The sequence below is a fragment of the Nocardioides proteolyticus genome, assembly GCF_051280635.3.
In the GTDB taxonomy this organism is placed as follows: Bacteria; Actinomycetota; Actinomycetes; order Propionibacteriales; family Nocardioidaceae; genus Nocardioides.
On sequence record NZ_JBNBPO030000001.1, the window covers coordinates 45,503 to 70,824 of the forward strand.

29 protein-coding genes are annotated in these 25,322 nt (G+C 72.1%); 14 read left to right on the forward strand and 15 right to left on the reverse strand.

Annotated features, from left to right (window positions below; genetic code table 11):
* Window positions 1–8: 8 nt before the first annotated feature.
* The 3 genes from ACPOLA_RS00210 to ACPOLA_RS00220 all read left to right on the forward strand — a co-directional run bounded on the left by ACPOLA_RS00210 (window position 9) and on the right by ACPOLA_RS00220 (window position 3,438).
* The gene (locus tag ACPOLA_RS00210; RefSeq protein WP_435768332.1) at window positions 9–977 is read left to right on the forward strand and encodes a glycosyltransferase; all 969 of its coding nucleotides are present in this window, start codon (window positions 9–11) and stop codon (window positions 975–977) included.
* Between the two features lie 25 nt (window positions 978–1,002).
* Window positions 1,003–1,749: an SDR family NAD(P)-dependent oxidoreductase gene (locus ACPOLA_RS00215; RefSeq protein WP_435768333.1), complete on the forward strand. Its 747-nt coding sequence runs from the start codon at window positions 1,003–1,005 to the stop codon at window positions 1,747–1,749.
* A 279-nt stretch (window positions 1,750–2,028) separates the two neighbouring features.
* Window positions 2,029–3,438, forward strand: a complete 1,410-nt coding sequence (locus ACPOLA_RS00220; RefSeq protein ID WP_435768334.1) for an HNH endonuclease signature motif containing protein — start codon at window positions 2,029–2,031, stop codon at window positions 3,436–3,438.
* A gap of 55 nt (window positions 3,439–3,493) precedes the next feature.
* On the opposite strand, the gene ACPOLA_RS00225 is transcribed toward ACPOLA_RS00220, so the two are convergent.
* The 5 genes from ACPOLA_RS00225 to ACPOLA_RS00245 all read right to left on the reverse strand — a co-directional run bounded on the left by ACPOLA_RS00225 (window position 3,494) and on the right by ACPOLA_RS00245 (window position 7,638).
* A complete protein-coding gene (locus tag ACPOLA_RS00225) occupies window positions 3,494–4,054 on the reverse strand; it encodes an NYN domain-containing protein (protein WP_435768335.1) in 561 nt (186 codons plus the stop codon).
* A gap of 9 nt (window positions 4,055–4,063) precedes the next feature.
* Window positions 4,064–5,110 carry a GGDEF domain-containing protein gene (locus tag ACPOLA_RS00230; RefSeq protein ID WP_435768336.1) on the reverse strand — a complete coding sequence of 349 codons (1,047 nt, stop codon included), beginning with the start codon at window positions 5,108–5,110 and terminating at the stop codon, window positions 4,064–4,066.
* A 226-nt stretch (window positions 5,111–5,336) separates the two neighbouring features.
* Entirely contained in the window at window positions 5,337–5,840 is a 504-nt protein-coding gene (locus ACPOLA_RS00235; RefSeq protein WP_435768337.1) for a DUF6328 family protein, read from the reverse strand.
* Window positions 5,841–5,876: 36 nt separating this feature from the next.
* Window positions 5,877–6,707, reverse strand: a complete 831-nt coding sequence (locus ACPOLA_RS00240) for a methyltransferase (protein WP_435768338.1) — start codon at window positions 6,705–6,707, stop codon at window positions 5,877–5,879.
* Window positions 6,708–6,774: 67 nt separating this feature from the next.
* Window positions 6,775–7,638: an SDR family oxidoreductase gene (locus ACPOLA_RS00245; protein ID WP_435768339.1), complete on the reverse strand. Its 864-nt coding sequence runs from the start codon at window positions 7,636–7,638 to the stop codon at window positions 6,775–6,777.
* Window positions 7,639–7,725: 87 nt separating this feature from the next.
* Between ACPOLA_RS00245 and ACPOLA_RS00250 the strand changes: the two genes are divergently transcribed.
* A complete protein-coding gene (locus ACPOLA_RS00250) occupies window positions 7,726–7,863 on the forward strand; it encodes a hypothetical protein (RefSeq protein WP_435768340.1) in 138 nt (45 codons plus the stop codon).
* 4 nt (window positions 7,864–7,867) lie between these two features.
* Here ACPOLA_RS00250 and ACPOLA_RS00255 read toward each other — a convergent pair whose 3' ends face one another.
* Entirely contained in the window at window positions 7,868–8,539 is a 672-nt protein-coding gene (locus ACPOLA_RS00255) for a PAS and ANTAR domain-containing protein (RefSeq protein WP_435768341.1), read from the reverse strand.
* 107 nt (window positions 8,540–8,646) lie between these two features.
* Here ACPOLA_RS00255 and ACPOLA_RS00260 point away from each other — a divergent pair, with 107 nt between their 5' ends.
* The 3 genes from ACPOLA_RS00260 to ACPOLA_RS00270 are packed head-to-tail and all read left to right on the forward strand — an operon-like array spanning window position 8,647 to window position 10,033.
* The gene (locus ACPOLA_RS00260) at window positions 8,647–8,784 is read left to right on the forward strand and encodes a hypothetical protein (RefSeq protein ID WP_435768342.1); all 138 of its coding nucleotides are present in this window, start codon (window positions 8,647–8,649) and stop codon (window positions 8,782–8,784) included.
* Window positions 8,784–9,833 (forward strand): iron-containing redox enzyme family protein, encoded by a 1,050-nt coding sequence (locus ACPOLA_RS00265; protein WP_435768343.1) that lies wholly within the window; start codon window positions 8,784–8,786, stop codon window positions 9,831–9,833. The genes ACPOLA_RS00260 and ACPOLA_RS00265 overlap by 1 nt, the downstream gene beginning before the upstream one ends.
* Window positions 9,830–10,033 (forward strand): CDGSH iron-sulfur domain-containing protein, encoded by a 204-nt coding sequence (locus ACPOLA_RS00270; protein ID WP_435768344.1) that lies wholly within the window; start codon window positions 9,830–9,832, stop codon window positions 10,031–10,033. Before ACPOLA_RS00265 ends, ACPOLA_RS00270 begins: the two co-directional genes overlap by 4 nt.
* Before the next feature lie 212 nt (window positions 10,034–10,245).
* Here ACPOLA_RS00270 and ACPOLA_RS00275 read toward each other — a convergent pair whose 3' ends face one another.
* A complete protein-coding gene (locus ACPOLA_RS00275) occupies window positions 10,246–11,097 on the reverse strand; it encodes a sigma-70 family RNA polymerase sigma factor (protein ID WP_435768345.1) in 852 nt (283 codons plus the stop codon).
* Window positions 11,098–11,350: 253 nt separating this feature from the next.
* On the opposite strand from ACPOLA_RS00275, the gene ACPOLA_RS00280 reads away from it, so the two are divergent.
* Together ACPOLA_RS00280 and ACPOLA_RS00285 are read left to right on the forward strand one after the other, a co-directional pair.
* Window positions 11,351–11,716 carry a hypothetical protein gene (locus ACPOLA_RS00280; RefSeq protein ID WP_435768346.1) on the forward strand — a complete coding sequence of 122 codons (366 nt, stop codon included), beginning with the start codon at window positions 11,351–11,353 and terminating at the stop codon, window positions 11,714–11,716.
* 136 nt (window positions 11,717–11,852) lie between these two features.
* The gene (locus ACPOLA_RS00285; RefSeq protein WP_435768347.1) at window positions 11,853–12,620 is read left to right on the forward strand and encodes a response regulator; all 768 of its coding nucleotides are present in this window, start codon (window positions 11,853–11,855) and stop codon (window positions 12,618–12,620) included.
* 92 nt (window positions 12,621–12,712) lie between these two features.
* Here the strand turns inward: ACPOLA_RS00285 and ACPOLA_RS00290 are convergent, their stop codons facing one another.
* The 8 genes from ACPOLA_RS00290 to ACPOLA_RS00325 form a co-directional block, all read right to left on the reverse strand.
* Window positions 12,713–14,482: a methyl-accepting chemotaxis protein gene (locus tag ACPOLA_RS00290; RefSeq protein WP_435768348.1), complete on the reverse strand. Its 1,770-nt coding sequence runs from the start codon at window positions 14,480–14,482 to the stop codon at window positions 12,713–12,715.
* Window positions 14,479–14,961 (reverse strand): chemotaxis protein CheW, encoded by a 483-nt coding sequence (locus tag ACPOLA_RS00295; protein ID WP_435768349.1) that lies wholly within the window; start codon window positions 14,959–14,961, stop codon window positions 14,479–14,481. Before ACPOLA_RS00295 ends, ACPOLA_RS00290 begins: the two co-directional genes overlap by 4 nt.
* Window positions 14,958–17,312: a chemotaxis protein CheA gene (locus tag ACPOLA_RS00300; RefSeq protein WP_435768350.1), complete on the reverse strand. Its 2,355-nt coding sequence runs from the start codon at window positions 17,310–17,312 to the stop codon at window positions 14,958–14,960. Before ACPOLA_RS00300 ends, ACPOLA_RS00295 begins: the two co-directional genes overlap by 4 nt.
* A 99-nt stretch (window positions 17,313–17,411) precedes the next feature.
* Window positions 17,412–17,657 carry a carbon storage regulator CsrA gene (csrA, locus tag ACPOLA_RS00305; protein WP_435768351.1) on the reverse strand — a complete coding sequence of 82 codons (246 nt, stop codon included), beginning with the start codon at window positions 17,655–17,657 and terminating at the stop codon, window positions 17,412–17,414.
* A 51-nt stretch (window positions 17,658–17,708) separates the two neighbouring features.
* Window positions 17,709–18,098 (reverse strand): flagellar assembly protein FliW, encoded by a 390-nt coding sequence (fliW, locus tag ACPOLA_RS00310; protein WP_435768509.1) that lies wholly within the window; start codon window positions 18,096–18,098, stop codon window positions 17,709–17,711.
* A gap of 13 nt (window positions 18,099–18,111) precedes the next feature.
* The gene (gene flgL, locus ACPOLA_RS00315) at window positions 18,112–19,002 is read right to left on the reverse strand and encodes a flagellar hook-associated protein FlgL (protein WP_435768352.1); all 891 of its coding nucleotides are present in this window, start codon (window positions 19,000–19,002) and stop codon (window positions 18,112–18,114) included.
* Window positions 19,003–19,013: 11 nt separating this feature from the next.
* Entirely contained in the window at window positions 19,014–20,417 is a 1,404-nt protein-coding gene (flgK, locus tag ACPOLA_RS00320; RefSeq protein ID WP_435768353.1) for a flagellar hook-associated protein FlgK, read from the reverse strand.
* A 1-nt stretch (window position 20,418) separates the two neighbouring features.
* Window positions 20,419–20,898, reverse strand: coding sequence for a flagellar protein FlgN (locus tag ACPOLA_RS00325; protein WP_435768354.1), 480 nt, complete (start codon window positions 20,896–20,898; stop codon window positions 20,419–20,421).
* A 310-nt stretch (window positions 20,899–21,208) separates the two neighbouring features.
* Between ACPOLA_RS00325 and ACPOLA_RS00330 the strand changes: the two genes are divergently transcribed.
* From ACPOLA_RS00330 to ACPOLA_RS00350, 5 genes are all read left to right on the forward strand, one after another.
* Window positions 21,209–22,054, forward strand: a complete 846-nt coding sequence (locus ACPOLA_RS00330) for a sigma-70 family RNA polymerase sigma factor (RefSeq protein WP_435768355.1) — start codon at window positions 21,209–21,211, stop codon at window positions 22,052–22,054.
* 146 nt (window positions 22,055–22,200) lie between these two features.
* Window positions 22,201–23,031: a flagellin N-terminal helical domain-containing protein gene (locus tag ACPOLA_RS00335; RefSeq protein ID WP_435768356.1), complete on the forward strand. Its 831-nt coding sequence runs from the start codon at window positions 22,201–22,203 to the stop codon at window positions 23,029–23,031.
* Between the two features lie 212 nt (window positions 23,032–23,243).
* A complete protein-coding gene (fliD, locus tag ACPOLA_RS00340; protein ID WP_435768357.1) occupies window positions 23,244–24,590 on the forward strand; it encodes a flagellar filament capping protein FliD in 1,347 nt (448 codons plus the stop codon).
* Between the two features lie 10 nt (window positions 24,591–24,600).
* Window positions 24,601–24,981 carry a flagellar export chaperone FliS gene (gene fliS / locus ACPOLA_RS00345; RefSeq protein WP_435768358.1) on the forward strand — a complete coding sequence of 127 codons (381 nt, stop codon included), beginning with the start codon at window positions 24,601–24,603 and terminating at the stop codon, window positions 24,979–24,981.
* Window positions 24,978–25,310 carry a hypothetical protein gene (locus ACPOLA_RS00350; protein ID WP_435768359.1) on the forward strand — a complete coding sequence of 111 codons (333 nt, stop codon included), beginning with the start codon at window positions 24,978–24,980 and terminating at the stop codon, window positions 25,308–25,310. The genes fliS and ACPOLA_RS00350 overlap by 4 nt, the downstream gene beginning before the upstream one ends.
* Window positions 25,311–25,322: the final 12 nt, after the last annotated feature.

Consider the following 25,322-nt stretch of genomic DNA (forward strand, 5'->3'; position numbering starts at 1 on the left):
ACCGAGGCATGCGCGTCCTGCTCTGGCACGTCCACGGCTCCTGGGCGACCGCCTTCGTCCAGGGCCCGCACGAGTACGTCGTACCGGTCACGCCGGACCGTGGACCGGACGGCCTCGGTCGGGCACGGACCTGGGACTGGCCCGCCAGCGTCGTCGAGGTCCCTCCCGAGCAGCTGGCCGAGGAGCCGATCGACGTCGTGCTCCTCCAGCGCCCGCACGAGGTCGAGCTGGCCGCGCGCTGGCTGGGCCGGCGCCCGGGCATCGACGTGCCGGCCGTCTTCGTGGAGCACAACACGCCGGTCGGCGACGTGCCGTGCACCCGCCACGTCCTGGCCGACCAGCGGGCCATCCCGATCGTCCACGTCACCGCCTTCAACGAGCTGATGTGGGACTGCGGCGACGCCCGCACCACGGTCATCGAGCACGGGGTGATCGACCCCGGCGACCGCTACACCGGCGAGGTGCCGCGCGCCGGCGTCGTCGTCAACGAGCCCGTGCGGCGCGGCCGGTTCGTCGGCACCGACCTGATCCGCGAGGTCTCCCGCCAGCACGGGATCGACCTGTTCGGCATGAAGGTCGACGAGCTGGCGACCGGCGGCGAGGACGAGCGCTCCCCCGGCATCCGGACCTACGAGGACCTGCCGCAGTCCCGGCTCCACGAGGAGCTCCCCCAGCGAGCCGTCTACCTGCACACGCCGCGGTGGACGTCGCTGGGGCTGTCGCTGATCGAAGCGATGATGCTCGGCATGCCGGTCGTCGCGGTGGGCACCACCGAGGCGCCGGTCGCCGTGCCCACAGACGCGGGGGCGTTGGCCTCGCGCGCCCAGGACCTGTCCCGGGAGGTACGCCGCTTCCTCCGCGACCCCGAGCTCGCCCGGGCCAGCGGCAAGGCCGCCCGGGCACACGCGCTCGAGCGCTACGGCGTCGACCGGTTCCTCCGCGACTGGGACGAGCTGCTCGCCGACGCCACCCGATGATCCTCAACCTGACTGGAGGTCTCGCATGACTGAAGAGATGAACGGCCGTACCGCCCTGGTGACCGGCGGAGGCAGCGGCCTCGGCCGCGCCACCTGCCTCGACTTCGCCGCCGCTGGCGCCCACGTGCTCGTCGCCGACATCGACAAGGCCGGTGCCGACGAGACCGTGGAGCAGGTGAAGGGCCGCGGTGGCAGCGCCGAGGCGGTGTCGCTCGACGTGACCGACCGCGGGCAGGTCGACTCGGTGGTCGAGGCGGCGTTCGACCAGCACGGCGCCGCCTTCGACTGCCTGGTCAACAACGCCGGCACCGACCGGGGAGCCGACCTCGTCGACATCGACGACGACCAGTGGCACTCGGTGTTCGGCGTCAACCTGCACGGCCCGATGTATCTCAGCCGCGCGTTCGTCCGCGGCCGGCTCGCCGTCGACGCACCGGCCGACACCGTCGCGGACCTCGTCTTCGTCGTGTCGATCAGCGCCGTCACGGTCGGCTCCGGAGCCGCCGCCTACAACGCGTCCAAGGCCGCGGTCGGCAAGTTCGCCGAGATCGTCCAGACCGAGTGCCGCGAGCGTGGCTGGCCGGTCCGCGTCACGTCCATCCACCCGGCCGCGATGGCCACGCCGATGATGGACCAGTGGAGCCTCCCGCCCGAGCGGATGATGGATCCCGCCATCGTCGCCGGGTTCATCCGCCACGGCGTCACGCTTCCGCCCGAGGCCGTGCTGCAGAACGTCGTACCGACGCTGCGAAACGAGTACTACCCGCGCTGATCGCTTCTCTGGCGGTGGGTGGGTGTCCGTTGGCTGCGGTTGCGTAGGGGGTGCCGGGCCGTAGGGCTTTTACGGCCGGGGCGGTTCTGGTTGGGGTCGGGTTGCGTTGCCGGCCTCCGTTGCGTAGGGCGCGGGGGCGGGTGCCGTAGGGGTCGCGATCGCTGCTGCGGCGACCCGGTTGCGCCACCTTTCGTCCACAGTCGCGGATAGAGAATCGTCAGTCCACAGGCGGGTTTCCGGCTCGTGGATGTGTCGGTGGCTGGTGCTTTGATGAGTGTCATGGAACAGCGGACCGGCACCGACGAGGGAGGGCAGTACGACGGCTGCTCGACCGCGGAGCTGCTCGCCCACATCGCAGGTGGAGTCCGTGCTCGCCGGTCGCTGATGATCCAGGAATGGGTCGCCATCGTGGCCTGGGCCGACCAGAACATCGTGGACTGCGAGGAAGGCGCCGCCACCCTCATCGAGGACTATGTCGACACCGGGATCCCGATCGCCGGCCCAGGTGCACCACTGGTGTCGGAGTTCGCGCTGATGGAGCTGATCGCGACCCTGGAACGCACCCCCGATGGTGGCCGCGCCTACGTCGGCCGGGTCATCGGATGTGCGTGGCGGCTCAAGCAGATCTACGCCGCCGTCCTCGCCGGCCGCTGTTTGCCGTGGAAGGCGGAGCGGGTCGCCGACCTCACCCACGACCTCAGCCTCGAGGCCGCTGCGCACGTCGACCGGAAGCTCGCCCCGCACATCCGGTCGTGTTCGTGGCGGGAGGTCGAGCACCACATCGACGAAGCCATGACCCTCTACGACCCGGAGGCGGCTGAGGCCCGGCGTGAGGCGTCGTCGGACTCCCGGCGGTTCGACGTCCACCTCGACGACGTCACCGACGGCGTCGTGCAGGTCGACGGGGTCCTCGACGCCGCTGATGGTGCCGACCTCGACACCGCCGTCAACCGCCGCGCGGTGCTGTTGGGCAAGCTGGGGCACGACGGGACGCTCGATGTGCGGCGGGCGGTCGCCGTCGGCGACTTGGCCCGCAACGACCTCACCCTCGACCTCGAGACCGTCGACGAGTCCACCGGCGAGGTCACCACCGCATCCCGCGGCCGGAAGGCCGTGCTCAACGTCCACGTCTCGGATGCCGCCATCACCAGCGCGACTGGTGAGACTGCTGCGCCGGTGGGGCGGTGGGAGGACCAGCAACGCCCCATCACCGTCGCACAGATCAAGGAGTGGCTCGCCACTTCTGGGACGACGGTGGTCGTGCGTCCGGTGATCGACCTCGCCGGACACATCCCGGTCGACTCCTACGAGATCCCCGACCGCCACCGCCACCAGGTCGAGCTGCGCGACCACCACTGCGCGTTCCCGTGGTGCGGCCGCAGGGCGTCGCGCTGCGACCTCGACCATGCCCTCCCGCACAACCGGGGCGGGGTGACGTGTCCGTGCAACCTCGTCCCCGCCTGCCGGTCCCATCACCGGGCGAAGACGTTCTCCACCTGGCGCTACGTCATCGTCCAACCCGGCACGTACCTGTGGATCACCGCGAACGGGCGACACTTCCTCGTCGACCACACCGGCACCCGCACCCTCGACCCACCAGTCCACGTCGACACCGACGTGCACGGCCCGCCGCCCGACCACGACACCCGACCCTGGCCCATCCAGACCGGCCCACCCTGCCCCGGCTGACTCCCCCGCCCCACACCCCACCGCCAGGTGGGGCCAGCGGCATGCCCGGCGCCGGTCAGAGGAACTGGGCCGGGTCGAACTCGTCGATCGGGATGATCCGGACGCGGGGCAGGCGCTCGTTGAACGCCTGCACGTCGTACTCGAGGTCGAAGAACTCCAAGCCGTCCTCGACGAGCTGCTGAAAGCCCTGATTGCGGTACTCGACGAAGCCGACCACGCCCACGCGGCGGCCGTCGAGCAGCTCGCCGACCTGGTCGAGGAAGTCGCCGTCGTTGCTGACCAGCACCACGTCGGCCTCGCGCGACCGGAGCTCCTCGAGGGTGCGCTGGATGGCGATGTCGACGACCTTCTCGCCGGAGCCGCCGGAGAGGGGCACGGGGCGGTAGCCGATGGCGATCAGGGCCTGCACGAACGACATGGGGAGCTCGTTGTTCGCGGCCAGGAAGAACAGCCCGCGGGGCTCGTTGCCCCACCGCTCGCGCGCGAACTGCAGCAGCCGCTCCCAGCGCGGGCGCTCCTCCGGGCGCGGGCGGCGGCCCAGGATGCCGGTGCCGAGGGTGGCGTCGATGTTCTCGCCGTCGACCAGGACGTACGTCGGACGCGATGCCTCGGCCATGTCGGAAGACTACGGGGCCAATGCGGTCGGCGCGCGGCGGAGCCGGCCTCGGCCGGCCTGCTTGGCCTCGTAGAGGGCGGCGTCGGCGGCGGAGTAAAGCGCGCGGAGGTCCGTCGCGTGGGTGGGCAGGTGCGCGCATCCCATGCTGACCGACACCGCGAGCAGCTCGCCGTCGGCGAGCCGGAACGGCCGGGCCAGGACCGCGGCGAGGATCTCCTCGGCCCGAGCGAGCGCGACGTCCTCGGCGCAGGCGGTCATCAGCACCGCGATCTCGTCGCCACCCAGCCGGCACACCACGTCGCTCTCCCGGCTGTGCTCCCGGAGCAGCCGGGCGATCTGGATCAGCACCTCGTCGCCGGCCGGATGCCCGTGACGGTCGTTGATGGCCTTGAAGTGGTCGACGTCCATCAGCAGCAGTGCGGTGCCGGCCTCGCTGCCCGCACCCATCAACGCGGAGCTCGCCGCCTCGTCGAGCACGCGGCGCGTCGCCAGGCCCGTCAGCGGGTCCACGGCGGCCAGCTGCTCCAGTCTCGACACCAGGCGTGCGTGCCGCTCGCTGGCGACGGTCAGCAGCACGCTGGTCGTCACCAGCGCCGCGGTGACGTAGCCCGCCTCGACGACCGCCTGACGGAGCGGCAGCTGCGTGCCGACGACGACGATCTCACCGGCGACCGCGGCCGCCGCGACCACCGCGGCGCCTGCGGGGCGCAGCTGGGAGGCGCCGTAGAGCACCGGGAAGAGGAAGAAGATCTGCGCGGAGACCGACGCGTCGTCGGTGAGCAGGTCGATGGCGGTCACCGCGACCACACCCAGCAGCGGCCCCAGGGCCCAGGCCACCCGGTGCTCGGCAGTGAAGCGCCGCGACACGATGCTGAGCGCGACCACTCCGCCGACGAGCGCCGCCGCGGCGACCAGCCCGGGGGCGGCGACCGCGTCGCTGCCGTGCTGCAGCGGTGCGGCGACGATGGTGACCGCCGCGGCCACGGCGGCCAGGACCGACACCGAGCGGGCCGCGGGACGCGGGTCACGCGGCTGCATGCACGAGAGGAGCTCCATCGCAGACCTGGGTGGTGAGAGGTGGCGCCTCACACGGAGGAGGCCCGACTCGTCGACGATAGGACCGCCGGCGCGGGCCTCCGGGCCGAACCGGCGGAGCGAGCCCTCCTGCGGCCGGATCCGGGACGGTCGCTCGGGCGGCGTGGTCCGCAATGACCAGCACCTGGGACCCGAACGGTTCCCGGCTGGCCGGGGACCGCGGCGGCGGTCGCTGGCTGGGCGTCGTTCACCGATCGCGGCTCCTCTCGGAGAGGGGCACCGCGCCCCACAGGCCGGCGAACGCCAGCGCGACCGCCGCCGCGGCGATCGATGCCCCGGTCGGCCCGAGGACGATGTCGAAGACGAGGTAGATCACCGAGACCGAGACCACGGCCAGCCCGGCGAGGCCGGTCAGCATGCAGGTGTGCGCCGCGGCGACCAGCCACTCCCGTCGCCCCTGCCGGAACAGCAGCCGGTGGTAGCAGACGGGAGCGACGATCACGAGCGTCGTCAGCACGGCGACGACCAGGATCGCCAGGTAGATCTTGCGCTGGTGGTCGGCGAGGTCGTCGAACCGGGCGCTGAACGGCACCGTCAGGAGGAACCCGGTGAGGATCTGCACGCCGGTCTGCATGACCCGCAGCTCCTGCAGCAGCTCGTTGAGGTTGCGGGTGATCTGCTGCGGGGGCCGGTCGTGCGTGTCCTCGGAGCCGGACGGCTCCTGCTCAGGCGCCGCCCCGGCGGTGGTCACGCCGGACCTCCTGGACCCAGCGGCGGCAGCAGTCGGTCACCGCGGCTCCTTGTCGGTGTCCTGGTTGCCGGTCCGGGCGTCGGGCCCGGTCGCGCCCTCGTCGACGCTGTCCTCGCCCTGGTCGGTGGGGTGACCCGCCACGGAGTCGCCCGGCGTGATCGTCCCGCCAGCGTCGTCGAGACCGCTCACCTCGGAGACCTGGCCGCCCTCGTCGCTGTCCTTGTCCTTGCTGTCACCGATGTCCACGATCATCCCTCCTGGTCGGCAGTCACGGACTGCCACGACGGCGTGGTCCGGCCAGTGCCGGGCCACGTGCTCCTTGACCTGCGTCAGCTGCGCCTCGTCGCCGATCTGCACCAGCAGGTGCCCGCCGGCGGCGAGGTGGCCGAGGCCGACGTCGATGCAGGCGCGGATCAGCTCGCAGCCGTCCGCTCCCCCGTCGACCGCGCTGTGCGGGTCCTCGGGGAACAGGACGACGTCCTTGCTGCGCAGCCACGGCGGGTCGGCGATCACGATCCCGAAGACCTCGCCCTCGGCGAGCGCGGAGGCCAGCGGTCCGCAGCGGACCTCGGCGTCCACTCCGGCAGCCTCGGCGTTGCGGCGCGCGTAGGCCACGGCCACCGGGTTCCGGTCGACCTGCACCAGCGGACGGCCGGCATCGCGCGCGGCGAGGATGCCGATGTGGCCGGCCCCGGAGCAGAGCTCCAGGATCGGTCCCTCCGGTGCGGTGGCCGCCAGCTCGGCGGCCCACCGGCCCTGCTCGGCCGTCCACGGACGCGGGCGCAGCACCCGGTCGTCCCACTCGATGGTCAGTCCCGCGAAGTCGGCGTGCTCGGTCTGGGCGTCGAGCCCCGTCACAACGCTCATGGCCCGCTCAGTACCCGCCGGACCGGCGGGCATCCGGTCCGGCCGCGGGGTGCACCGCCGACCGAGGTCAGAAGACCGGCTTGCCCCCCGTCACCCCGAGCACCGTCCCGGAGACGTACGACGCCTCGGCGGGCGAGGCCAGGAACACGAAGGCCGGCGCCACCTCGGCCGGCTGACCGGCCCGGCCCAGCGGGGTGTCGAGGCCGAACTTCTCGATCTTCTCCACCTCCTGGGTCGCGGGCTGCAGCGGCGTCCAGATCGGACCGGGCGCGACGGCGTTCACCCGGATGCCGTCCGCCCCGAGGGACGCCGCCAGGTTGACCGTCATGTTGTTGATCGCGGCCTTCGTGGCGGCGTAGTCGATCAGCGTTGTGGAGGGCTCGAACGCCTGGATGGAGGTGTTGTTGACGATGCAGCCGGGCCGCCGGCGCAGGTGCGGCACGGCGGCGCGCACCAGCCACAGCAACGCGTAGAGGTTGGTCTTGAACGTGCGGTCGATGCGGTCGTCGTTGAGGTCGTCGACCGCGTGGTCCCGCGCCATCTGGAAGCCGGCGTTGTTGACCAGGACGTCGAGCGCGCCCAGCTCCTCGACGGTGCGGGTCACCGCCTCGTCGCACGCCGGGCGGTCCGTCAGGTCGAGCGCCAGCGGTAGCGCCCGGCGGCCCTCCGCCTCGACGAGGCGGGTCGTCTCGTCGGCGTCGGGCTGCTCCTCCGGCAGGTAGGTGAAGGCGACGTCGGCGCCCTCACGGGCGTAGGCGATCGCCACCGCGCGCCCGATCCCGGAGTCGGCACCGGTGACGAGGGCCACCTGGCCCTCGAGCCGGCCGTGCCCGACATAGCTGTCCTCGCCGTGGTCGGGCTGCGGTTCCATCTCGCCCGTCAGGCCGGGCGGCGTCTGCTGCTGCGGGGGGAACTGGGTGTCGTCGCTCATGCCCGGTGCGTTACCCGGATGCCGGCCGGCGACCCGGGTAACGCCTCGGGTGAGCCGGACGGGACGTCCGGAGGAAGGCGGGCTGACATGAACGACCGACTGCACACCGACTCGAGCGTCGAGGAGACCCCGAAGTCGAGCCGACTCCCGTTCGTGATCGGCTTCCTGGTGCTTCTCGGGATCGTGCTCCTCACGATGCTGGTCATCGGAGGCGCCGTCCTCTGAGGGCCTACTCGGTGCGACCGGCGGTGAGGTCGTCGAGCAGCGCGTCCAGCAGGCGGCGCAGCCCCGGGTGGCTCACGTGTCCCTCACGGGCCACCTGGATCAGCCGGTCGGCGATCTCGCGCACCTTCACGTTGCGGTTGCGCGACCACCACTTCAGCATCGCGAACGCCGCGTCGGCGTCGAGGCCGTAGCCCAGCATCAGGATGCCCTTGGCCTGCTCGATCGTGTCGCGGGCGGCCGCGGAGGCCGCGACGGCGGCGTCGGCGGCCGCAGCGGTCTCGGCCTGCATCTCGGGCGTCAGGTTGAGGTAGTAGCCCACGAGGCGGTCGACCTTGCCCTCGGGGAGCCGGCCGGCGTCGTACTCGCCCTCGCCGACGAGGACCACCCGCCGCTCCTCGGCACCCACCACGATGCGGTAGTAGATGTTGAACGGCGCGCCGCCCTCCACCGCCTCGCGCAGGGTCTCCTCCACCCGCTCACGGTCGTGCTCGTGCTTGTGCCGCATCACCAGCTCGGTGGTGGGCTCCACCTCGCCGGGCCGGTAGCCGTGGATGACGTAGACGTCGTCGTCCCACTCCCAGGACTGGCCGGCGACGTGGTAGACGAACCGACCGGTCTGACGGGGCAGGGACGGATCGAACTCCGGGCCGTCGTGGTCGAGCGGTGCCTCGGTCACCAGTTCCCCCTCTTCGTCGGCGTGCCGAGTGGACGGCACCGGGCCCGTGCGGCCCGTATGCCGGCTGACACCTCGGGTACCGCCGCAACCACCGGAGGAGGTCGCACATGAACCGTCAGGACATCCGCGCTGGTCATTATTCCGAACCGCGCGGCCGTCACACAATCTCGCGTCCGTTCCACGTGCTGGTCCGCGACGCGCTGGCCCGCCTGATCCTGGGCGACCTCCGCGGAGGCACCGCCTGATGCGACTGCCTGAACCCTGCGGCCCCCTCAGCGAGGGAGTCGTCCGGGCACTCACGGCCCAGCCCGACGGCCCCCACCCCGTGCCGCAGTCGCGGGCGATGGGCGAGGTCACCGACCCGCTGACCGACCGCGACTTCCAGCTCGCGCTGTGGATCCTCTACGAGCTGCACTACCGCGGCTTCGAGGGCGTCGCTCCCGACGCCGAGTGGGACCCCCTGCTCCTGGTGAGCCGTGCCGCGCTCGAGCGCACGTTCGAGCACGCCGTCCGCGCGCTCGTCGGCGAGCGGACGGAGGCCGACGAGCTCGGCCACCTCGGTGAGGACGCCGCGGACCGCGTGACCACGGCCCTGATCCGGATGACGATCGCCGACGGCGGCTCCGGCGTGTCCGGGTTCCTCCAGCGCAAGGCCACCCGCGACGAGTACTGCGAGTACCTCGCCGAGCGGGCCGTCTACCACCTGCGCGAGTCGGACCCGCAGAGCTTCGTGCTTCCCCGCCTCGGCGGGGCGGCGAAGGTGGCCCTCGCCGAGCTGCAGTACGACGAGTACGGCGGCGGCCGCCCCGACCGGCTGCACCAGGCGCTCTTCGCCCGGGCGCTCGAGTCGCTCGACATGCCGACCAACCTGGCGTCGTACATCCCGGAGGCGGAGGGCGCCACCCTCGCCTCGGTGAACGTGATGAGCCTGTTCGCGCTGAACCGCCGGTTGCGGGGCGCGGCGATGGGCCACCTGGCCGCGTTCGAGGCGACCAGCTCGCTGCCGTGCGACCGGATCCTGCGCGGGGCGCGGCGGCTGAGGCTGCCCGAGGCGGTGCAGGACTACTACGACGAGCACGTGGAGGCGGACGCCGTCCACGAGCAGCTGGCGATCCGCAACATCTGCGGCAGCCTGGTCGCCGAGGAGCCCGAGCTCGCCGACGACGTGCTGTTCGGGGCGATGGCCTGCCTCGCCGTCGACGGCCTCGCCGCCGAGACGATGCTGCGTCGCTGGGAGGAGCGCCGGGCGGGCAGGCCGAGCGCCGACCGGCGGCCGACGAAGGCGGCGGGATGAGCAAGCGCAGGGTCACCGTGCAGGAGTGCCCGGGAGGTCCGCTGCTCGTCCGGGGCGCCGACGAGGTGGTCGGCGCGGACGGCTCCGTCGCCGAGGCGACGCGCTCCGTGGTGGCGGTCTGCCGCTGCGGCCGGTCCGCGCGGATGCCGTTCTGCGACGCCAGCCATCGCGCGCGGCGGCAGAAGAAGCGGGACGACTGACCCGACTGACCCGACTGGCCGCCCGGTCGACTGCGCCGACTGCGAAGCGGTCGGGCACACGACAACGGTCCACCGACTTGGTCCCTCTGAGCGTATCGAGGGGACCGATATCGGTGGACCGTCGTCGTGACCGTGGTGGCGGGCCGTCCGCCGGGTCGGGCCGGCCCGCCACGGTCACGGGTGGCTCCGGCCGCAGCCGGAGCCCGTCTCTGTCAGGCCGCCTTGACGGGCTTGTGCTGCTCGGCGCCGATGGACCTGCGCAGATCGGTGAGGATCCGCTGGAGCAGGCGCGAGACCTGCACCTGGGTCACGCCGAGCTCGTCGGCGATCTCCTGCTGGGTCATCTGGTCGTAGAACCGCATCCGGAGGATCCAGCGGTCCCGCCGCTTGAGGCGGCGGCACGCCGGGCCCAGGATCGCCACAGCCTCGCTGTGGTCGAAGCCGGACTCGGTGTCGGGGAGCAGCTCGGCGAGCGTGCCGCCCGACTCGGCGACGGGCTCGTCGAGGGACGAGGAGCGGGCGAGGTCGCCACAGGCCATGGCCTCCTCGATCTCGCTCTTGGGGCAACCGAGATGCGCGGCGAGCTCGTCGGGGCTCGGCGCGCGGCCGAGCTCCTGGGTCAGCTCCTCGTCAGCCTCGGCCAGCCGCGGGCGCAGCTCCTGCACGCGGCGGGGCGGACGGACGGACCAGCTGGCGTCACGGAAGTGACGCTTCAGCTCGCCGAGGATGCTCGGCACGGCGAAGACGAGCAGGTCGTCGCCCCGTTCGGGGTTGAACGCCTGCACCGAACGGGTCAGTGCGAGGCAGGCGACCTGCTCGAGCTCCTCCAGCGACTGGCCGCGGTTGCGATACCGCGCAGCCAGGGAGCGGGCGACCGGAATGTTGACGACGATCACCTGCTCCAGCAGGGCGTCGCGCTCGGGGCCGGAGACCTCCTGCGCACGAGCCAGCAGCTCGGCGGTCGTGGCCTTCCGGTCCTCAGAGGAGAGGACCGGGTGAGAGCCAACAGGGCCTGCGGTCGAGACGGACGGTGTGGATGGTGGTACTGCAGTTGCAAGGGACACGGACAACACAACTCCCGAGTTCGAGAGCGACGTGGCGGTTGGCTGGGCCACGGGGTCAAGCGTCTGACGCGTCTGTACCCACGCTACTCCAGATCCATACCGCTTGGCTACCCGGACTAGCCATGCGATCTAGTCCAGAATGACTAGAGCCAAATCGGGACGTCGTCCCGGTAACCGGAGCCACCCGATCGAGTTGTAACAGCAGCACGTCCTTCGGACATGTGCAAGCAGTAGATCCCCCCAAGGAGCAGTCGTGGAGCAGATCCAAGCAGGGCTCAGCCCGTTCACCCGGCGCAGCCGCTCGCTCGCCGTGAGCCACGTCGAGCAGGGCCTGAGCCGCGGGCTGGAGCCGGGCGAGCACGTGCTGGTCCACGACCCGGTCGCCGACGAGCACTTCACCGCGGTCGTCGCCGACATCCACTTCGAGCTCCACGACACCGGCTACCGGCTCGAGCTCGGCACCCGGATCACCGCGGGCGAGGCCGCCGAGTGGCTCGAGCCGCGGCCGGCGGCGGACGAGGACCGGCCCACCACCCGCGACATCGTCGACCTCCTCGCCGAGCTTCGGCGCAGCGAGCGGGACGTCTCCGCAGCGATGGCCGACCTCAAGGCCCGCTGAGGCACGTCGTCGCACGAGGCCCCAAGCACCGTTCGGCCACCGGTCCCTAGTCCGTTCGGGCCATGCCCACCTGACCACCGTCCATTGCTGGGTGAATCGTCAACAAACGCACTGTAAAGACATCCAGAATCTCCGCGTGGCCAATGAGAACCTGATCCGCGTCTACCTCGTCGACGACCACGAGGTCGTCCGCCGTGGCGTCGCCAGCCTCCTCGGGGGCGACCCGTCGATCCAGGTCGTCGGCCAGTCCGGCAGCGCCACGGTCGCCCTGCGCGAGATCCTCGCCCTGCGCCCCGACGTCGTCGTCCTCGACAACCACCTCCCCGACGGCAGCGGCATCGACGTCTGCCGCGAGATGCGCGCCACCGACCCCGCCATCAAGGCCCTCATCCTCACCACCTACGACGACCCCGAAGCCATCTCCGCCGCCATCCTCGCCGGCGCCTCGGGCTACGTCCTCAAACGCATCGAGGGCAACTCCCTGGTCAGCGGCATCCGCCTCGTCGCCGGCGGCCACTCCCTCATCGACCCCACCGTCGCCAGCCGCGTCGTGGAGCAGATGGAGATGCAGAAGAAGTCCCTCGACGTCATCACCGAGCTCACCCCCCAACAACGCAAGATCTTCTTCCTCATCGCCGAAGGCATGACCAACCGCCAGATCGCCGAACAGCTCTACCTCGCCGAGAAGACCGTCAAGAACCACGTCACCGGCCTCCTCGCCCGCCTCGGCCTCCAACACCGCACCCAGGCCGCCCTCCTCGCCGTCCGCCTCAAGGGCGCCGAGCGCGCATCGGCACCGATCCCGGTGCCCGCCACCGGCAGCACCTCCGGTCGCGTCCCGGGCAACCCCGAGACCGAGCGCCTCGCCATCCGGCACGCCGCAGGCGGCCGGCGCGCGGGCTGACCCGCCGACCCACGACGAAGGCCACGCAGCGCGACGAAGGCCCCGCAGCCGGGAGGACTGCGGGGCCTTCGTCGTTCCTGCGTCGGGTTCCCTCAGAGCGAGAACCTGCCGACGAGGTCCTTGAGCTCGGCGGCCACGCCGGTGACGCCGGTGGCCGAGCCGAGGGTCTCGCGCGCGCCCTCGCTGGTGGCGGCCGCGGCGGCAGCGACCTGCGTGACGTCCTCCGCGATGCCGTTGGCGCCGGCCGCGGCCTCGGTCACCGACCGCGCGATCTCGTTGGTGGTCGCGGTCTGCTCCTCCACCGCGGAGGCGATCGTGGACTGGATGTCGTTGATCTTCGCGATGACGTCGGTGATCCGGCTGATGGCCGAGACCGCGCCGTGCGTGTCGCTCTGGATGGCCTCGATCCGCTGACCGATCTCCTCCGTCGCCTTCGCGGTCTCCTTGGCCAGCTCCTTCACCTCGTTGGCCACCACCGCGAAGCCCTTGCCGGCGTCGCCCGCACGGGCCGCCTCGATCGTGGCGTTGAGTGCGAGGAGGTTGGTCTGCTGGGCGATGGAGGTGATCACCTTGATCACCTGGCCGATCTCGGCGCTGGACTCGCCGAGGGACGCGACGGTGCCCTGCGCCTCGGAGGCCACGCCCACCGCCTCGGTGGCCACGGTCGCCGCCTCGGTCGCGTTCTTGGCGATCTCGCGGATGGAGGCGGTCATCTCCTCGGCCGCGGTGGCGACGGTCTGGATCGAGGCGGAGACCTCCACCGACGCGCTGGATGCGGACGCGGCGCGGTCGGAGGTCGTCGCCGCCCCCTCGCCCATCCCCTGGGCAAGGGACGTGAGCTGGTCGGCGGCGGCGGACAGCGTGTCGGCCGTGCCGCCGATCTCGCCCATGCTCGTGCGCAGCGTCGCGATGAGGCTGCGCAGGGCCTCGGCGACGCGGCCGACCGCGTCGTCCCCCTCGACGGTGAGCTGGCGGGTCAGGTCGCCACGGGCGGCGGCGGAGACCACCTCGAGGATCTGGTCGACCTTGGTGGCCACCAGCGCTGCCGCCTCGCGGTCGGCGGCGTCGCGCGCCTCCTTCTCCTCGGCCATCCGGATCTTCTCGGTGACGATGTCCCAGGTCGCCATCGCACCGACGTAGCTGCCGTCGGCGTCGCGGATCGGCGAGACCAGCAGGTCCAGCACCTCGGGGCCGACGTTGATGTTGGCGCGACGCGGCAGGTTCTTGTCGTCGGCGAGGATCCCCCGCTGGTAGCCGGGGTTCTTGTGGAAGATGTCGAGGCTGGAGCCGACCACCTGGTCGGCCCGCACCGGGAGATGCTGCTCGAGCCGGCTCAGCGTCTGCAGCGACGCGGGGTTCATGTAGCGGATGACGAACTCCCGGTCCGCGAACATCATGTTCGTCGGGCTGTTCTCCATCATGGAGGTGATCCGAGCCGCCTCCCGCTCCGCGGCCACCCGCTCGGTCACGTTCACCACGACGACCAGCGCCCCGATATAGGCGCCGTGGTCGTCGTACACCGCGGTGGTGGTCGACTCGAGGACGTCGCCACCCACCTCGACGTGCGCGTTGTGCGGCAGGAAGGTGGCGTCGCGCACCAGGTCACGGCCGAGCTCGGGGTGGCTGTAGAGCAGCTCGAACGACTCCCCGACCAGCTTCTCCCCACCCTCGACGCCGAGCCGGGCCATGCCCTCGAGCGCCGCCTTGTTGACGTGGCGCACGACGTAGTCGGGCGAGAGGAAGAACGCCGTCAGCGGCAGCGCGTCGACGAAGGCGTACGACGGCGCGGCGGGCTCGCTGTCGGGCGCAGGAATGGGCCCGCTGTTGGGTGCCGTGGTGGGCGCGGACAGGGTCTCGGTCACGAGGGTCCTCCGGTTCGGGGCGCCGCCGAGACGTCGACGGCGCGGTCTGCATCGAGCACGAGCAGGATGGCTTCGGGAAGCGGGCGGACGCCGCGCACGACGTCCTTGACCCGCAGGGGCATGTTGGAGGGCGGCGGCTGGACCTCCACGCCGGCGGCGTCGATGACGTCGCCGATGTCGTCCACGAGGAGGCTGACCACCTCGCCGCGACTGCGCACGATGACGTTCATCGGCAGCTGACCCTCGGCGCGCGGCGGCAGGCCCAGGCGCACCCGCAGGTCGACCGCGGTGACGATCTGCCCGCGCAGGTTGATCAGGCCGGTCACCGCGTCGTCCGCCTGCGGAACCGGCGTCATCGGCTGGTGCCGCAGCACCTCCTGCACCTCGGCGACGGCGACCCCGAAGAAGAGGTCGGCGACCCAGAACGTGCAGTACTGCTCCGCGGTCAGCTGGACCTCGGACTCGGCGACGGTGCTCATGCGGGGACTCCTGACCTGGCGACGACGACATCCAGGTCCACCAGGTCGGTGACCCGGTCTTGGACCACGGTGCTGCCGGTGACGCCGGCGCGGCCGCCCACGTCGCTCGCGGTGATCGCCACCTCGACCACGTCGAGGACCCGGTCGATCACGATGCCCACGGCGCGGCCGGAGCCGGCCTTCTCGTGCACGACCACGCTCACCTGGGTGCCGCGGTCGCTGGTGTCCGGGAGGCCGATCGCCGGGGCCAGTCGCACCAGCGGCAGGATCCCGTCGCGGTACTGCACCACCTCGGTGGGGCCGCTGCGCTCGATCCGGCTCCGCTCGAACTCCTCGAGCCGGGCGACGGCGTCGAGCGGCAGCGCCGCCCGCCGGCCGTCGGCGATCTCCAGCACCAGGAGCTGGGTCGCGTCGCCCTGGGAGCCCGCGCGCGAGTCGGCGAGCTCCTGCTGCACGGCGTCGATCCGCTGGCTCGCGGCGACTCCGGCGACGTCGAGGATCAGCGCGACGCGGCCGTCGCCCATGATCGTGGCGCCGGCGTACATGGCCAGCCCCTTGAGCTGCCGGCCGATCGGCTTCACCACGATCTCCTGGGTGTCGTGCACGGTCGAGACGCACAGCCCGAAGCGCACGTCGTCGGACTGGAGCACGACCACGGTGAGCGCCTCGCTCTCGGGCGCGGCCCCTCCGAGCGCCTCCGCGAGCGAGACCAGCGGCAGGAGCCGGCCGCGGAGCCGGAGCACCGGGCCGTCGGCCAGGTTCTCGACCTGCCGCCGGAGGTCCTCGCCCTCGATCCGCACGAGCTCGACGAGGTTGGCCTGGGGGATGGCGTAGCGCTCGCCACCCTCGCCCACGACGAGCGCCGGGATGATCGCGAGGGTCAGCGGGATCCGCACGCGTGTCGTCGTCCCGCGGCCGACCTCGGAGGCGACATCGACGCTGCCGCCGATGCGCTCGATGTTGGTGCGCACGACGTCCATGCCGACCCCGCGCCCCGAGATGTTGGACACGGCGGCCGCGGTCGAGAAGCCCGGCCGGAAGATCAGGCCGAGCACCTCGCGGGAGTCCATCCGGGCGAGCTGGTCGCGGGTGACGACGCCGCGCTCGACGGCGACCGCACCGATCTTGTCCGGGTCGATCCCCTTGCCGTCGTCGGCGATCTCGACGACGACCTGTCCGGACTCGTGGTAGGCGCGGAGGGTCAGCGTGCCCTTGGCCGGCTTGCCGGCGCCGACGCGGTCCTCCGGCCGCTCGATCCCGTGGTCCATCGAGTTGCGCACGAGGTGGGTCAGCGGGTCCTTGACCGCCTCCAGCAGGCTGCGGTCGAGCTCGGTGTCGTGTCCCTCCATCACCAGCTCCACCTCGCGGCCGAGCTGGTGACCGAGGTCGCGGACGACCCGCGGCATCTTGGACCAGACCTGCCCGATGGGCTGCATGCGGGTCTGCATCACCGACTCCTGCAGCTCGCTGGCGACGAGGTCGAGCCGCTGGCTGGCGCGCACGAGCTCGATGTCGTCGGCAGCGCCGGTCCGCTGGAGGATCTGGTTGCGGGTGAGCACCAGCTCGCCCACGAGGTCGACCAGGTTGTCCAGGAGGTCGACGTCCACGCGGACGGACGAGTCGACGACGGTACGGCGCTCGGCGCCGTCCGACGCCTCGGCCGGCGCCTCGGCGGCCGGCTCCGCCCGGGGGGCGGGTGCCGGCGCGGCCTTCGCCTCGACGGGCGGCACCACCTTCTCCTCGGTCTTCGGGGCGGACTTCGGGGCCGCCTTCGACCGAGGCTTGGGCTTCGCCCGCGGCTTGGCCCTCGGCTCGGCAGGGGCCTCGACAGCGGGCTCCGCCGGGGCCTCGTCGGCCGCGACGCGTGCCGCGGCGGGCTCGGCAGGCTCGACGGGCGTCGGCTCCGCGGCAGGCGGCTCGACCGGCGCCGGCTCGACAGGTGCCGGCTCGGCGGCGGACCCGGTGGCCAGCAGCCCCTCGATGACCGCGACCACCGGCGCCACGTCGACCGACGGGTCCACGTCCTTGCCGGTGCGCTCGATCACCTCGAGCAGCGCCCGGGTGGTGTCCACCATCGTCAGCAGCGCCTCGGCGACGGTCGGCGTCATCACCGCCTCGCCGTCCCGCAGCCGGGACAGCAGGGTCTCCCCCACGTGGGTCAGCTGCTCGAGGCGGTTGAAGGCCAGGAAGCCGCTGGTGCCCTTGATCGTGTGGATCGTGCGGAAGATGCTGGACAGGCGCTCGCGCGAGTCCGGCTGCTGCTCCAGCTCCACGAGGTCCCGGTCGAGCTGGTCGAGGTTCTCGTGGGACTCCACGAGGAACTCGGCGATGATCTCTGCGTCGTCGTCCACGCATCCCCCTTCAGGTTCGTCCCGACTATCGGCGGGCGAGGGGAAGGGATGAGCGGCGGAGGGTGATCTGGGACCAGGTCCCGGGTGACCCTAGTACATCTAGCCCTTGCGGGAGCGCAGCGCCTCGGTCAGCGAGGCGACGGCGTTCTCGGGCGGGGAGGCGGCGTCGGCGTTGGCGTCGGCGAGCTGCGCCAACAGCTCCGCCCGGTGCACGGCGACCGAGCGGGGAGCGTCGATGCCTATCCGGACGACGTCACCGCGGACCTCGAGGACGGTGACCGTCACCTTGTCGGAGCTGTCGCCGATCACGATCGACTCGCCGACACGGCGGGAGAGAACCAGCACGCGAGCGAGGCTACAGGCTCGGCCGCGGGAGGGGCCGCCGCACTCCGCCGGTCACACCAGCGGAGCGGCGAGCGGCAGGTCGGCGTCGTCGAGGATGACCTGGCTCGCGCGCCGGGTGGCGGTGTTGACCACCAGCGGAGCCCGCAGGTTGACCGTGGTGTCGGCGAGCGACTGCCCGGCGCGGACCACGAGCAGCACGAGCACGTCCTCGATGGAGTCGATGCCGAGCTCGCCGACGACGTCGTCCCCGATCTCCGGCGTGTAGTCGGGGTAGAACGGGGCCGGCGGCACCACCACGAACTGCAGCCCGTCGCTGTCGAGCGACTTGAAGCCGTGGAGGACGCCGTCGTCGTCGAGGCGCACGAGGGCGAACCGCTCGTCCTCGGGGAACCCTGGCATCGGGTGGACGAGCTCGATCACGGGGATGTCGACGGTGGCCATGTTCACCGCTCGATCATCGCAGGAAGTCCAGCAGGCTCGGCTGCATGACCCGTGACGTCGCGGCCAGCGCCGCCTTGTAGGCGACCTCCTGGAGCTGGAGGTCGACCGTGGTCGCGGCCAGGTCGGCGTTCTCGATGGTGCTGAGGTTGTTCTTGAGCGACATCTGGGTGTCCGCCGCGGCGAGGTCGGCCTGCTCGATCCGCTGGAACCGGGTGCCGGCGGCGGTGCGGGCCGCGGTGACGGTGTCGGTCCTGGTGCGGAGCGCGTCGACCGAGGCCCGCATCGCCGTGGCGTCCCCGGCGCGGAGCGCGGCCGCCAGGGCGTCGAGCTCGGCAAAGACCGAGGTCGGCCCGTCGCCGAACACGTCGCGGCCGTCGAGGTCCACCTTCACCACCACGCCGTCGGCGATCCTCCGGTTCACATCACCCGGCGTGCCGATCCAGGTGCCCGTGGCGTCGTACGCCTTGGCGCCCGCGGTGACGCCGCCGAAGACGGGGCGCTCCAGGTAGGTCGAGTTGGCCTGGGAGATCAGCGCCTCCCGGATGCCCTCCACCTCGATCGCCAGCGCCTCGCGGGCGACCGGCCCCATGGACCCGGTGTTGGCGCCCTGGAGGGCGAGGTCCCGCGCCCGACCCACGGTCGTCGTCACCGACGCGAGCGTGCTGTCGATCTGGGTGAGCCAGCCGAGCCCGTCCTGGGCGTTCCGGCCGAACTGCGCCTGGTCGGCCATCGAGCTGCGCAGCCGCATGGCGGCCGTGGTGCCGGTCGGGTTGTCGGAGGGCCGGTTGATGACGCGGCCGGTGGACAGCTGCTCCTGCACCCGGGCGAGGCGACCGAGGCCTCGCTGGAGGTTGTCCAGCGACCCCTCGGTCAGCATGCGCTGGGTGACGCGTCCGATGCTCATCGTTGCTCTCCTCAGCGGCCGACGAGGCCGGTCCGGTTGATCAGGGTGTCGAGGACCTCGTCCAGCGTGGTCAGCAGCCGCGCGGCGGCTTCGTAGGCCCGCTGGGCGGTGACCATGTTGACCGTCTCCTCGTCGAGGTTCACGCCGGCCTGCTGCTCCCAGGCGGTGGCGAGCGAGCCGGCGAGCGAAGCCTGGTTGGCGGTCTGCCGCTGGAGGGCCGCCACCTGGGTGCCGAACCCGTTGACCAGCCGCTGGTAGGCCCCGGTGTAGCTGCCGGCCGTGCTGAGCGCGTCGGCGTTGCCACCGTCGCGGGCACCGCCGGGCACCGCCGACGCGGCGACCAGCGCCGGGTCGGTGATCGCCACCTGGAGGCTCGCCGCCCCGACCGCGGGGTCGTAGGAGAAGAACGCGCTGCCGGGGTTGCCGGCGGCGTCGTACCCGAGGGCATGCTGGGCGTTGACGTCGGCGGCGAGGTCGGCGGCGATCGCGTCCAGCCCGGCCTGGTAGGACGGCAGCGTGGTCGTGAGCAGCTCGGTGACCGCACCGAGCTCGCCACCGGGCCCGGCGGCGCCGGTGGGCAGCGTCGCGCTCCCCCAGCTCGCGTCGATCCGGAAGGTGATCGGCGCACCGTCGGCGTCGCCGGTCGGCGTCACACCGGAGGCGACCACGAAGGTGCCCGCCTCGCGGCCCTGGACCAGGCTCTCGCCGGCGACGGCCACGTCGAACTGGCCGTCGGGCCGGACCGTGGTGACGGCGCCGGCGAGCTCGGCGAGGCGCAGCGCGAGGGCGTCGCGGCGGTCCCGCAGGGTGCCCGCGTCGGTGCCGTTCTGCTCCGTCGTCAGGATCTGGTGGTTGAGGGCGGCCAGGTCGGTGGCGGCGGTGTTGACCTCGCTCGCGAGGTTGAGCACGTGCACCCGCTGGTCGGCCTCCTCACCGCTGATGTTGGCGACCTGCACCCGCAGCGCCTGCGCCAGCGTCTCGGCCCGGCCGAGCACCTGCTGGCGGGCCGCGTCACCGCCGGGGTTGTTGGAGAGGTCCGACCAGGCGTTCCTGAAGTCGAGCATGGCCTGGTAGGCGCCGTTGGCGCCGGGCTCGCCGATGCCCTCCTCGACCCGGCCCAGCACCACGGTGCTGGTCTGGAGATAGGCCAGGCCCGCGTGCTCCCGGCGCACCCGCGCGTCGAGGAGCGGGTCGACCATGCGGCGCACCTCGCCGACGCCGACGCCGTCGCCGTGACCGACGTAGCGGGACCACATCGCCGGAGCGGCGCTGCTCACCGACTCGCCAACGACGCGGCGGCGGACGTAGCCGTCGGTGCTGGCGTTGGCGATGTTGTTGCCGGCGATGTCGAGCGCGACCTGGTTGTAGCGCAGGCCCGAGAGTGCCGTGCTGATCGAGCCGAAGGAGCCGGCCACGTCACAGGCTCCTGTCCAGCAGGCGCCGCCGAGGCGCCTCGACCACAGCGCCGCCGGAGGGCGTGTAGCCCTCGGTGCTGCTGCCGCCGATGGCGAGCAGCGTCTCGCGGGCGGAGCGGTAGCCGGCCGTCAGCAGGCCCTTGGCGTCCTCGGAGGTCTCCGCGATCTCCCGCGCGATGGAGATCAGCGTGTCCCGGTGGTCGAGCAGGATGCCGCGCCACGGCTCGTCGGCGGCGTCGGCGAGCGCGGTCAGCGACGGGTTGGGCGTGAGGCCGGCCTGCTCGGCCGCCTCGTCGGCGGCGACGGCGCGGAGCACCTCCGTCTCGCGGAGCGACTCGAGCACGTCCTCGATCTCGCGCGTCGCGTTGACCAGCCACTTGGTGCGGCCGCTGGCGAGCACCAGCCGCTCGACCTCGAGCTTGTACGACAGCGTCTCGAGCAGCTCGCGCTCTCGCCACAGGATCTGCGACAGCTTGTCCATGTCGTCGTCTTGACCTTTCCGTCCACCGCGTGGGCATCCGCCCCGGAGTCGCGGCGTTCTCTCCGGTTCCCTTCGCCCGGAGCCGCGCGGATCTGAGGCATTGGTCCCGAATGGGCGAACCGGGGCCGGTCCAGACCACCTGACCGATCGGTCAGCGGACGATGACGCGGCGGGTGACGGTGACTAGTCACGAGGGGCCTGCGGGGACTAGGACCGCCAGGGACCCTGGTCCTGTATTCGGCCCGGTCAGGGGCCTGACTGGTCCCTGTTTCCAGCCGACACGCCGACATCCGGCACCAATCTCGTCCTCGTGAACGAGAACACCAGCACTCTCCGCGGCGAGGCCGACGAGCTGATCACCAGCCACATGCCCCTCGTCGGCCACATCGTCCGGGAGATGATGAGTCGGGTGCCATCGCACGTGAGTCGTGACGACCTGACCTCGGCGGGCCTGACCGCCCTGGTGCTCGCCGGGAGGGCGTACGACGCCGACCGCGGCGTCCCGTTCGACCGCTACGCCGCGACGCGGATCCGTGGCGCGCTCCTCGACGAGCTCCGCTCCGTCGACTGGGCGTCGCGGTCGGTGCGCCGCCGTGCACGGGACCTCGCGGAGACCCGCAGCCGGCTGGCGAACCTGCTGGGCCGCACGCCCACCGTCGCCGAGGTCGCGCAGGCCGCGGGCATGTCGGAGGAAGAGGTCGTCGCCAACGACGACGACGTCTCCCGGGCGCAGGTGCTCTCCCTCCAGGGCTCGACGACCACGCCGATCGACGAGCTGGTGCCGACCCGTGCTCCGTCCCCGGAGGACCTCGTCGAGCAGGCCGAGCGGCTCACCTACCTGCGTGAGGCGATCGAGGAGCTGCCCGAGCGGCTCCGCGTCGTCGTGCAGGACTACTTCTTCGCCGAGCGCCCGATGGCCGACATCGCGGCCGAGCTGGGCGTCACCGACTCCCGGATCTCGCAGATGCGGGCCGAGGCCCTCGCCCTCCTGCGTGACGCGCTCAACCACGCGCTCGAGCCGTCGCTGGTCAAGCAGACCGGCAAGGCGGGAGGCGTCGCCCAGCGCCGCCGCGAGACCTACTTCGCCGCCGTCGCGGCGCGCCACGCGGAGGGTGCCCGTCGCGGCGTCCTGCGCCCGCTCGACGCGGTCGGCTGACCGGGCCGCACGCGGCACCACAGCTCGGCGGAAATCTTCCGCCAAAACCCTTCGGTAGGTCGCCGACCCGGCCGAAGGACACTCCGACGGGCGACCACGGACGGACGCCCCGGAACACACACCCATAACTCCAGGAGGGAACCATCATGGGTCTTCGCATCAACCAGAACATCGAGGCCACCAACGCGTACCGCAACCTGTCGGTGACGCAGAACCAGCTCTCCAAGTCGATGGAGAAGCTGTCGTCGGGCTTCCGGATCAACCGGGCCGCCGACGACGCCGCCGGCCTCGCGATCTCCGAGGGCCTGCGCTCGCAGGTCGGTGGCCTCAAGGTCGCCGTCCGCAACGCGCAGGACGGCATCTCCGTCGTGCAGACCACGGAGGGTGCGCTCACCGAGGTCCACTCGATCCTGCAGCGCATGCGTGACCTCGCGGTCCAGGGCTCCAACGACAGCAACAACGCCGAGGCGCGGGCCAACATCCAGGCCGAGGCGGACCAGCTGGCGTCGGAGCTCACCCGGATCGGCAACTCGACCAACTTCAACGGCACCGCGCTGCTCGACGGCTCGGCGACGCTGAACTTCCAGGTCGGTGCCGACGGCGACGCCAACTCCGTCATCACCGTCGACCTGACCACGGTCGACGTGCTGGCGGTCGGCACCGCTGCCGCCGCGTTCGACGTGACCGACCACACCGCGGCGCAGACCACCATCGAGGCGCTCGACACCCAGATCGCGTCGGTCTCCACCGCTCGCGCGACCCTGGGTGCCTACCAGAACCGCCTCGAGCACACCATCTCGAACGTGAACGTCGCGATCGAGAACCTGTCGGCGTCGGAGTCGCGGATCCGCGACACCGACATGGCGCAGGAGATGATGAGCTTCACGCGCGCTCAGATCCTCTCCCAGGCCGGCACCGCGATGCTCGCCCAGGCGAACTCCGCGCCGAACGGCGTGCTGCAGCTGCTCCGCGGCTGATCCGCCGACACAGCAGGACACCAACCGAGTGCCGGGGGGGGGGGGGGGGCCCCCCGCCCGCCGGGCGTTGTCACCCCCGTTAACGGGGGGGGGTGGGCCCCCCACGCGCCCCCGCGCCCCCGCGGGCCCCCCCGCGGGGGGGGGGGCGCCCCCCCCCCCCCCCCCCCACTCGGGCATTTCACATCCGATTGAACGGCTGAGGGAGGACCACCATGGCGACCGCGAGCATCGGCGGCCTGGCGAGCGGGCTCGACACCGCGAGCATCATCAGCCAGCTCCTCGCCCTGGAGTCCCTCCCCCAGACCAAGCTCAAGACCCAGGTCAGCACCGAGCAGAGCAAGGTCACCGCGCTCCAGCAGCTGAACACCCGGCTGCAGACGCTGATGACCAACGCCGGCAAGATGGCCGGCACCACCGCGAGCACCGCGGCGACCAGTGTCTGGTCCAGCCTCTCGGCGACCTCCAGCAACTCCGGCGTCGCCGTGACCGCGTCGAGCACCGCCACGCCCGCGACGTACACCGTGACCGTGGGCGCGACCGCGCTGTCCCACCAGCTCGCCTTCACCGACGCCCACGCCCGGACCGACGTCGTCACCGGCGCGAGCAGCTCGGTGCTGCTCAAGCGCGACGGCCAGCCCGACGTCTCCATCGCGACCGCCGGCGGCACGCTCGAGGAGCTCGCCTCCGCCATCAACGCCGCCGACGCCGGCGTCCGCGCCACGCTCGTCAAGACCGGCACGAGCGGCGGCACCGACCAGTTCCGCCTGCTCGTGGAGTCCACCTCGACCGGTGCGGCACAGGGCTTCCAGCTCACCGACTCGGCCGGCGACCCGCTGCTCGGCGGCGCCACCGTCCGCGCCGGGCGCGACGCCAGCATCACGATCGGCGGGATCACCTCGACCTCCGCCAGCAACACGTTCACCGACGTCACCCCCGGGGTGACGCTCACGCTCGCGGCCTCGGCGACCGGCAGCGCCGACATCACGGTGAGCCGCGACGCCGGCGCCCGCAGCGCCGCGGTGAAGTCCTTCGTCGACGAGCTCAACGGGATCCTCACCCAGATCTCGACGCTGACCGCGACCGGCACCACCGCCAAGGGCGTCCTCGCCGGCGACGGTGCCGTCCGGCGCGTCGCGGGCGACCTCCAGCACACCCTCTACCCCACCGACGGCAGCTCCCTGGCCGCGTTCGGCGTGGAGATCGACCGGTTCGGCAAGTTCACCTTCGACGAGGCCGCGTTCGCCGAGGCGTACGCCGCCGACCCGGCCGCCGTCGCAGCGGCGTTCACCGGCGCGACCGGCTTCGCGGCGCGCGTGGAGGCTGCGGCCAAGCTGGCGAGCGACAAGTACGAAGGCACGATCACCAGCGCCATCACCGGCCGCACCAAGACGATCGAGCGGCTGAACAAGAACATCGAGGCCTGGGACGACCGGCTCGCGCTGCGCCGTACGACCCTGGAGCGCCAGTACACCGCCCTCGAGACCACCCTGTCCCAGCTCCAGGGCCAGTCGGCCTGGCTGTCCAGCCAGCTGGCGTCCCTGTCCGCCTCGAGCGAGTGAGGAACCTTCCATGCACACGACCAGTGCTCACGCCGCATACCGCGACAACGCGGTGGTCACCGCCTCCCCGGCCCGCCTCCTGGTGATGCTGGTGGAGCGTCTCGTCCTCGACGTCGAGCGCGGTCTGGCCGCCCAGCGGCGCTCCGACTGGTCGGAGGCGCACAACCACCTCGTGCACGCACAGGACATCGTCATCGAGCTCGAGTCGAGCCTCGACGTCGACCGGATGCCCGGCGGACGCGAGCTGGCCTCGCTCTACGAGTACCTGCGCAACCGCCTGGTCCTCGCCAACGTGCGCCGCCACGCCGGCGCGACGCAGCAGGCGCTGATCATCTCCCGCCACCTGTGCGACACCTGGCGCCAGGCCGCGCTCGCGGCGGCAGTCCAGTGACGCGGGGCAGCGAGCCGATCGAGCCGGACCGGCCCGCCACCTGGCAGGAGGCCCTCGACCGGCTGGAGGCGCATGCCGACCGCGCCGAGAAGGTGATCCGCGGCATGGCGGTGGACAAGGAGCTTCCCTGGTCGCCACCGACCCACCTCGGCCCGATCCCCGAGGAGTTCCTGGCCCGCGCCCGGCGGCTCCTCGAGCGTCAGCAGCGGCTGATGGGGATGATCCCCTCCGTCCTCGCCGACACCCGCCAGCAGCAGCGGGTCGCCGACCGGGTCAGCGACGCGACGACCGCCCGCGTCTCCCCCGTCTATCTCGACGTCATCGCCTGACCGGGTCGAAAC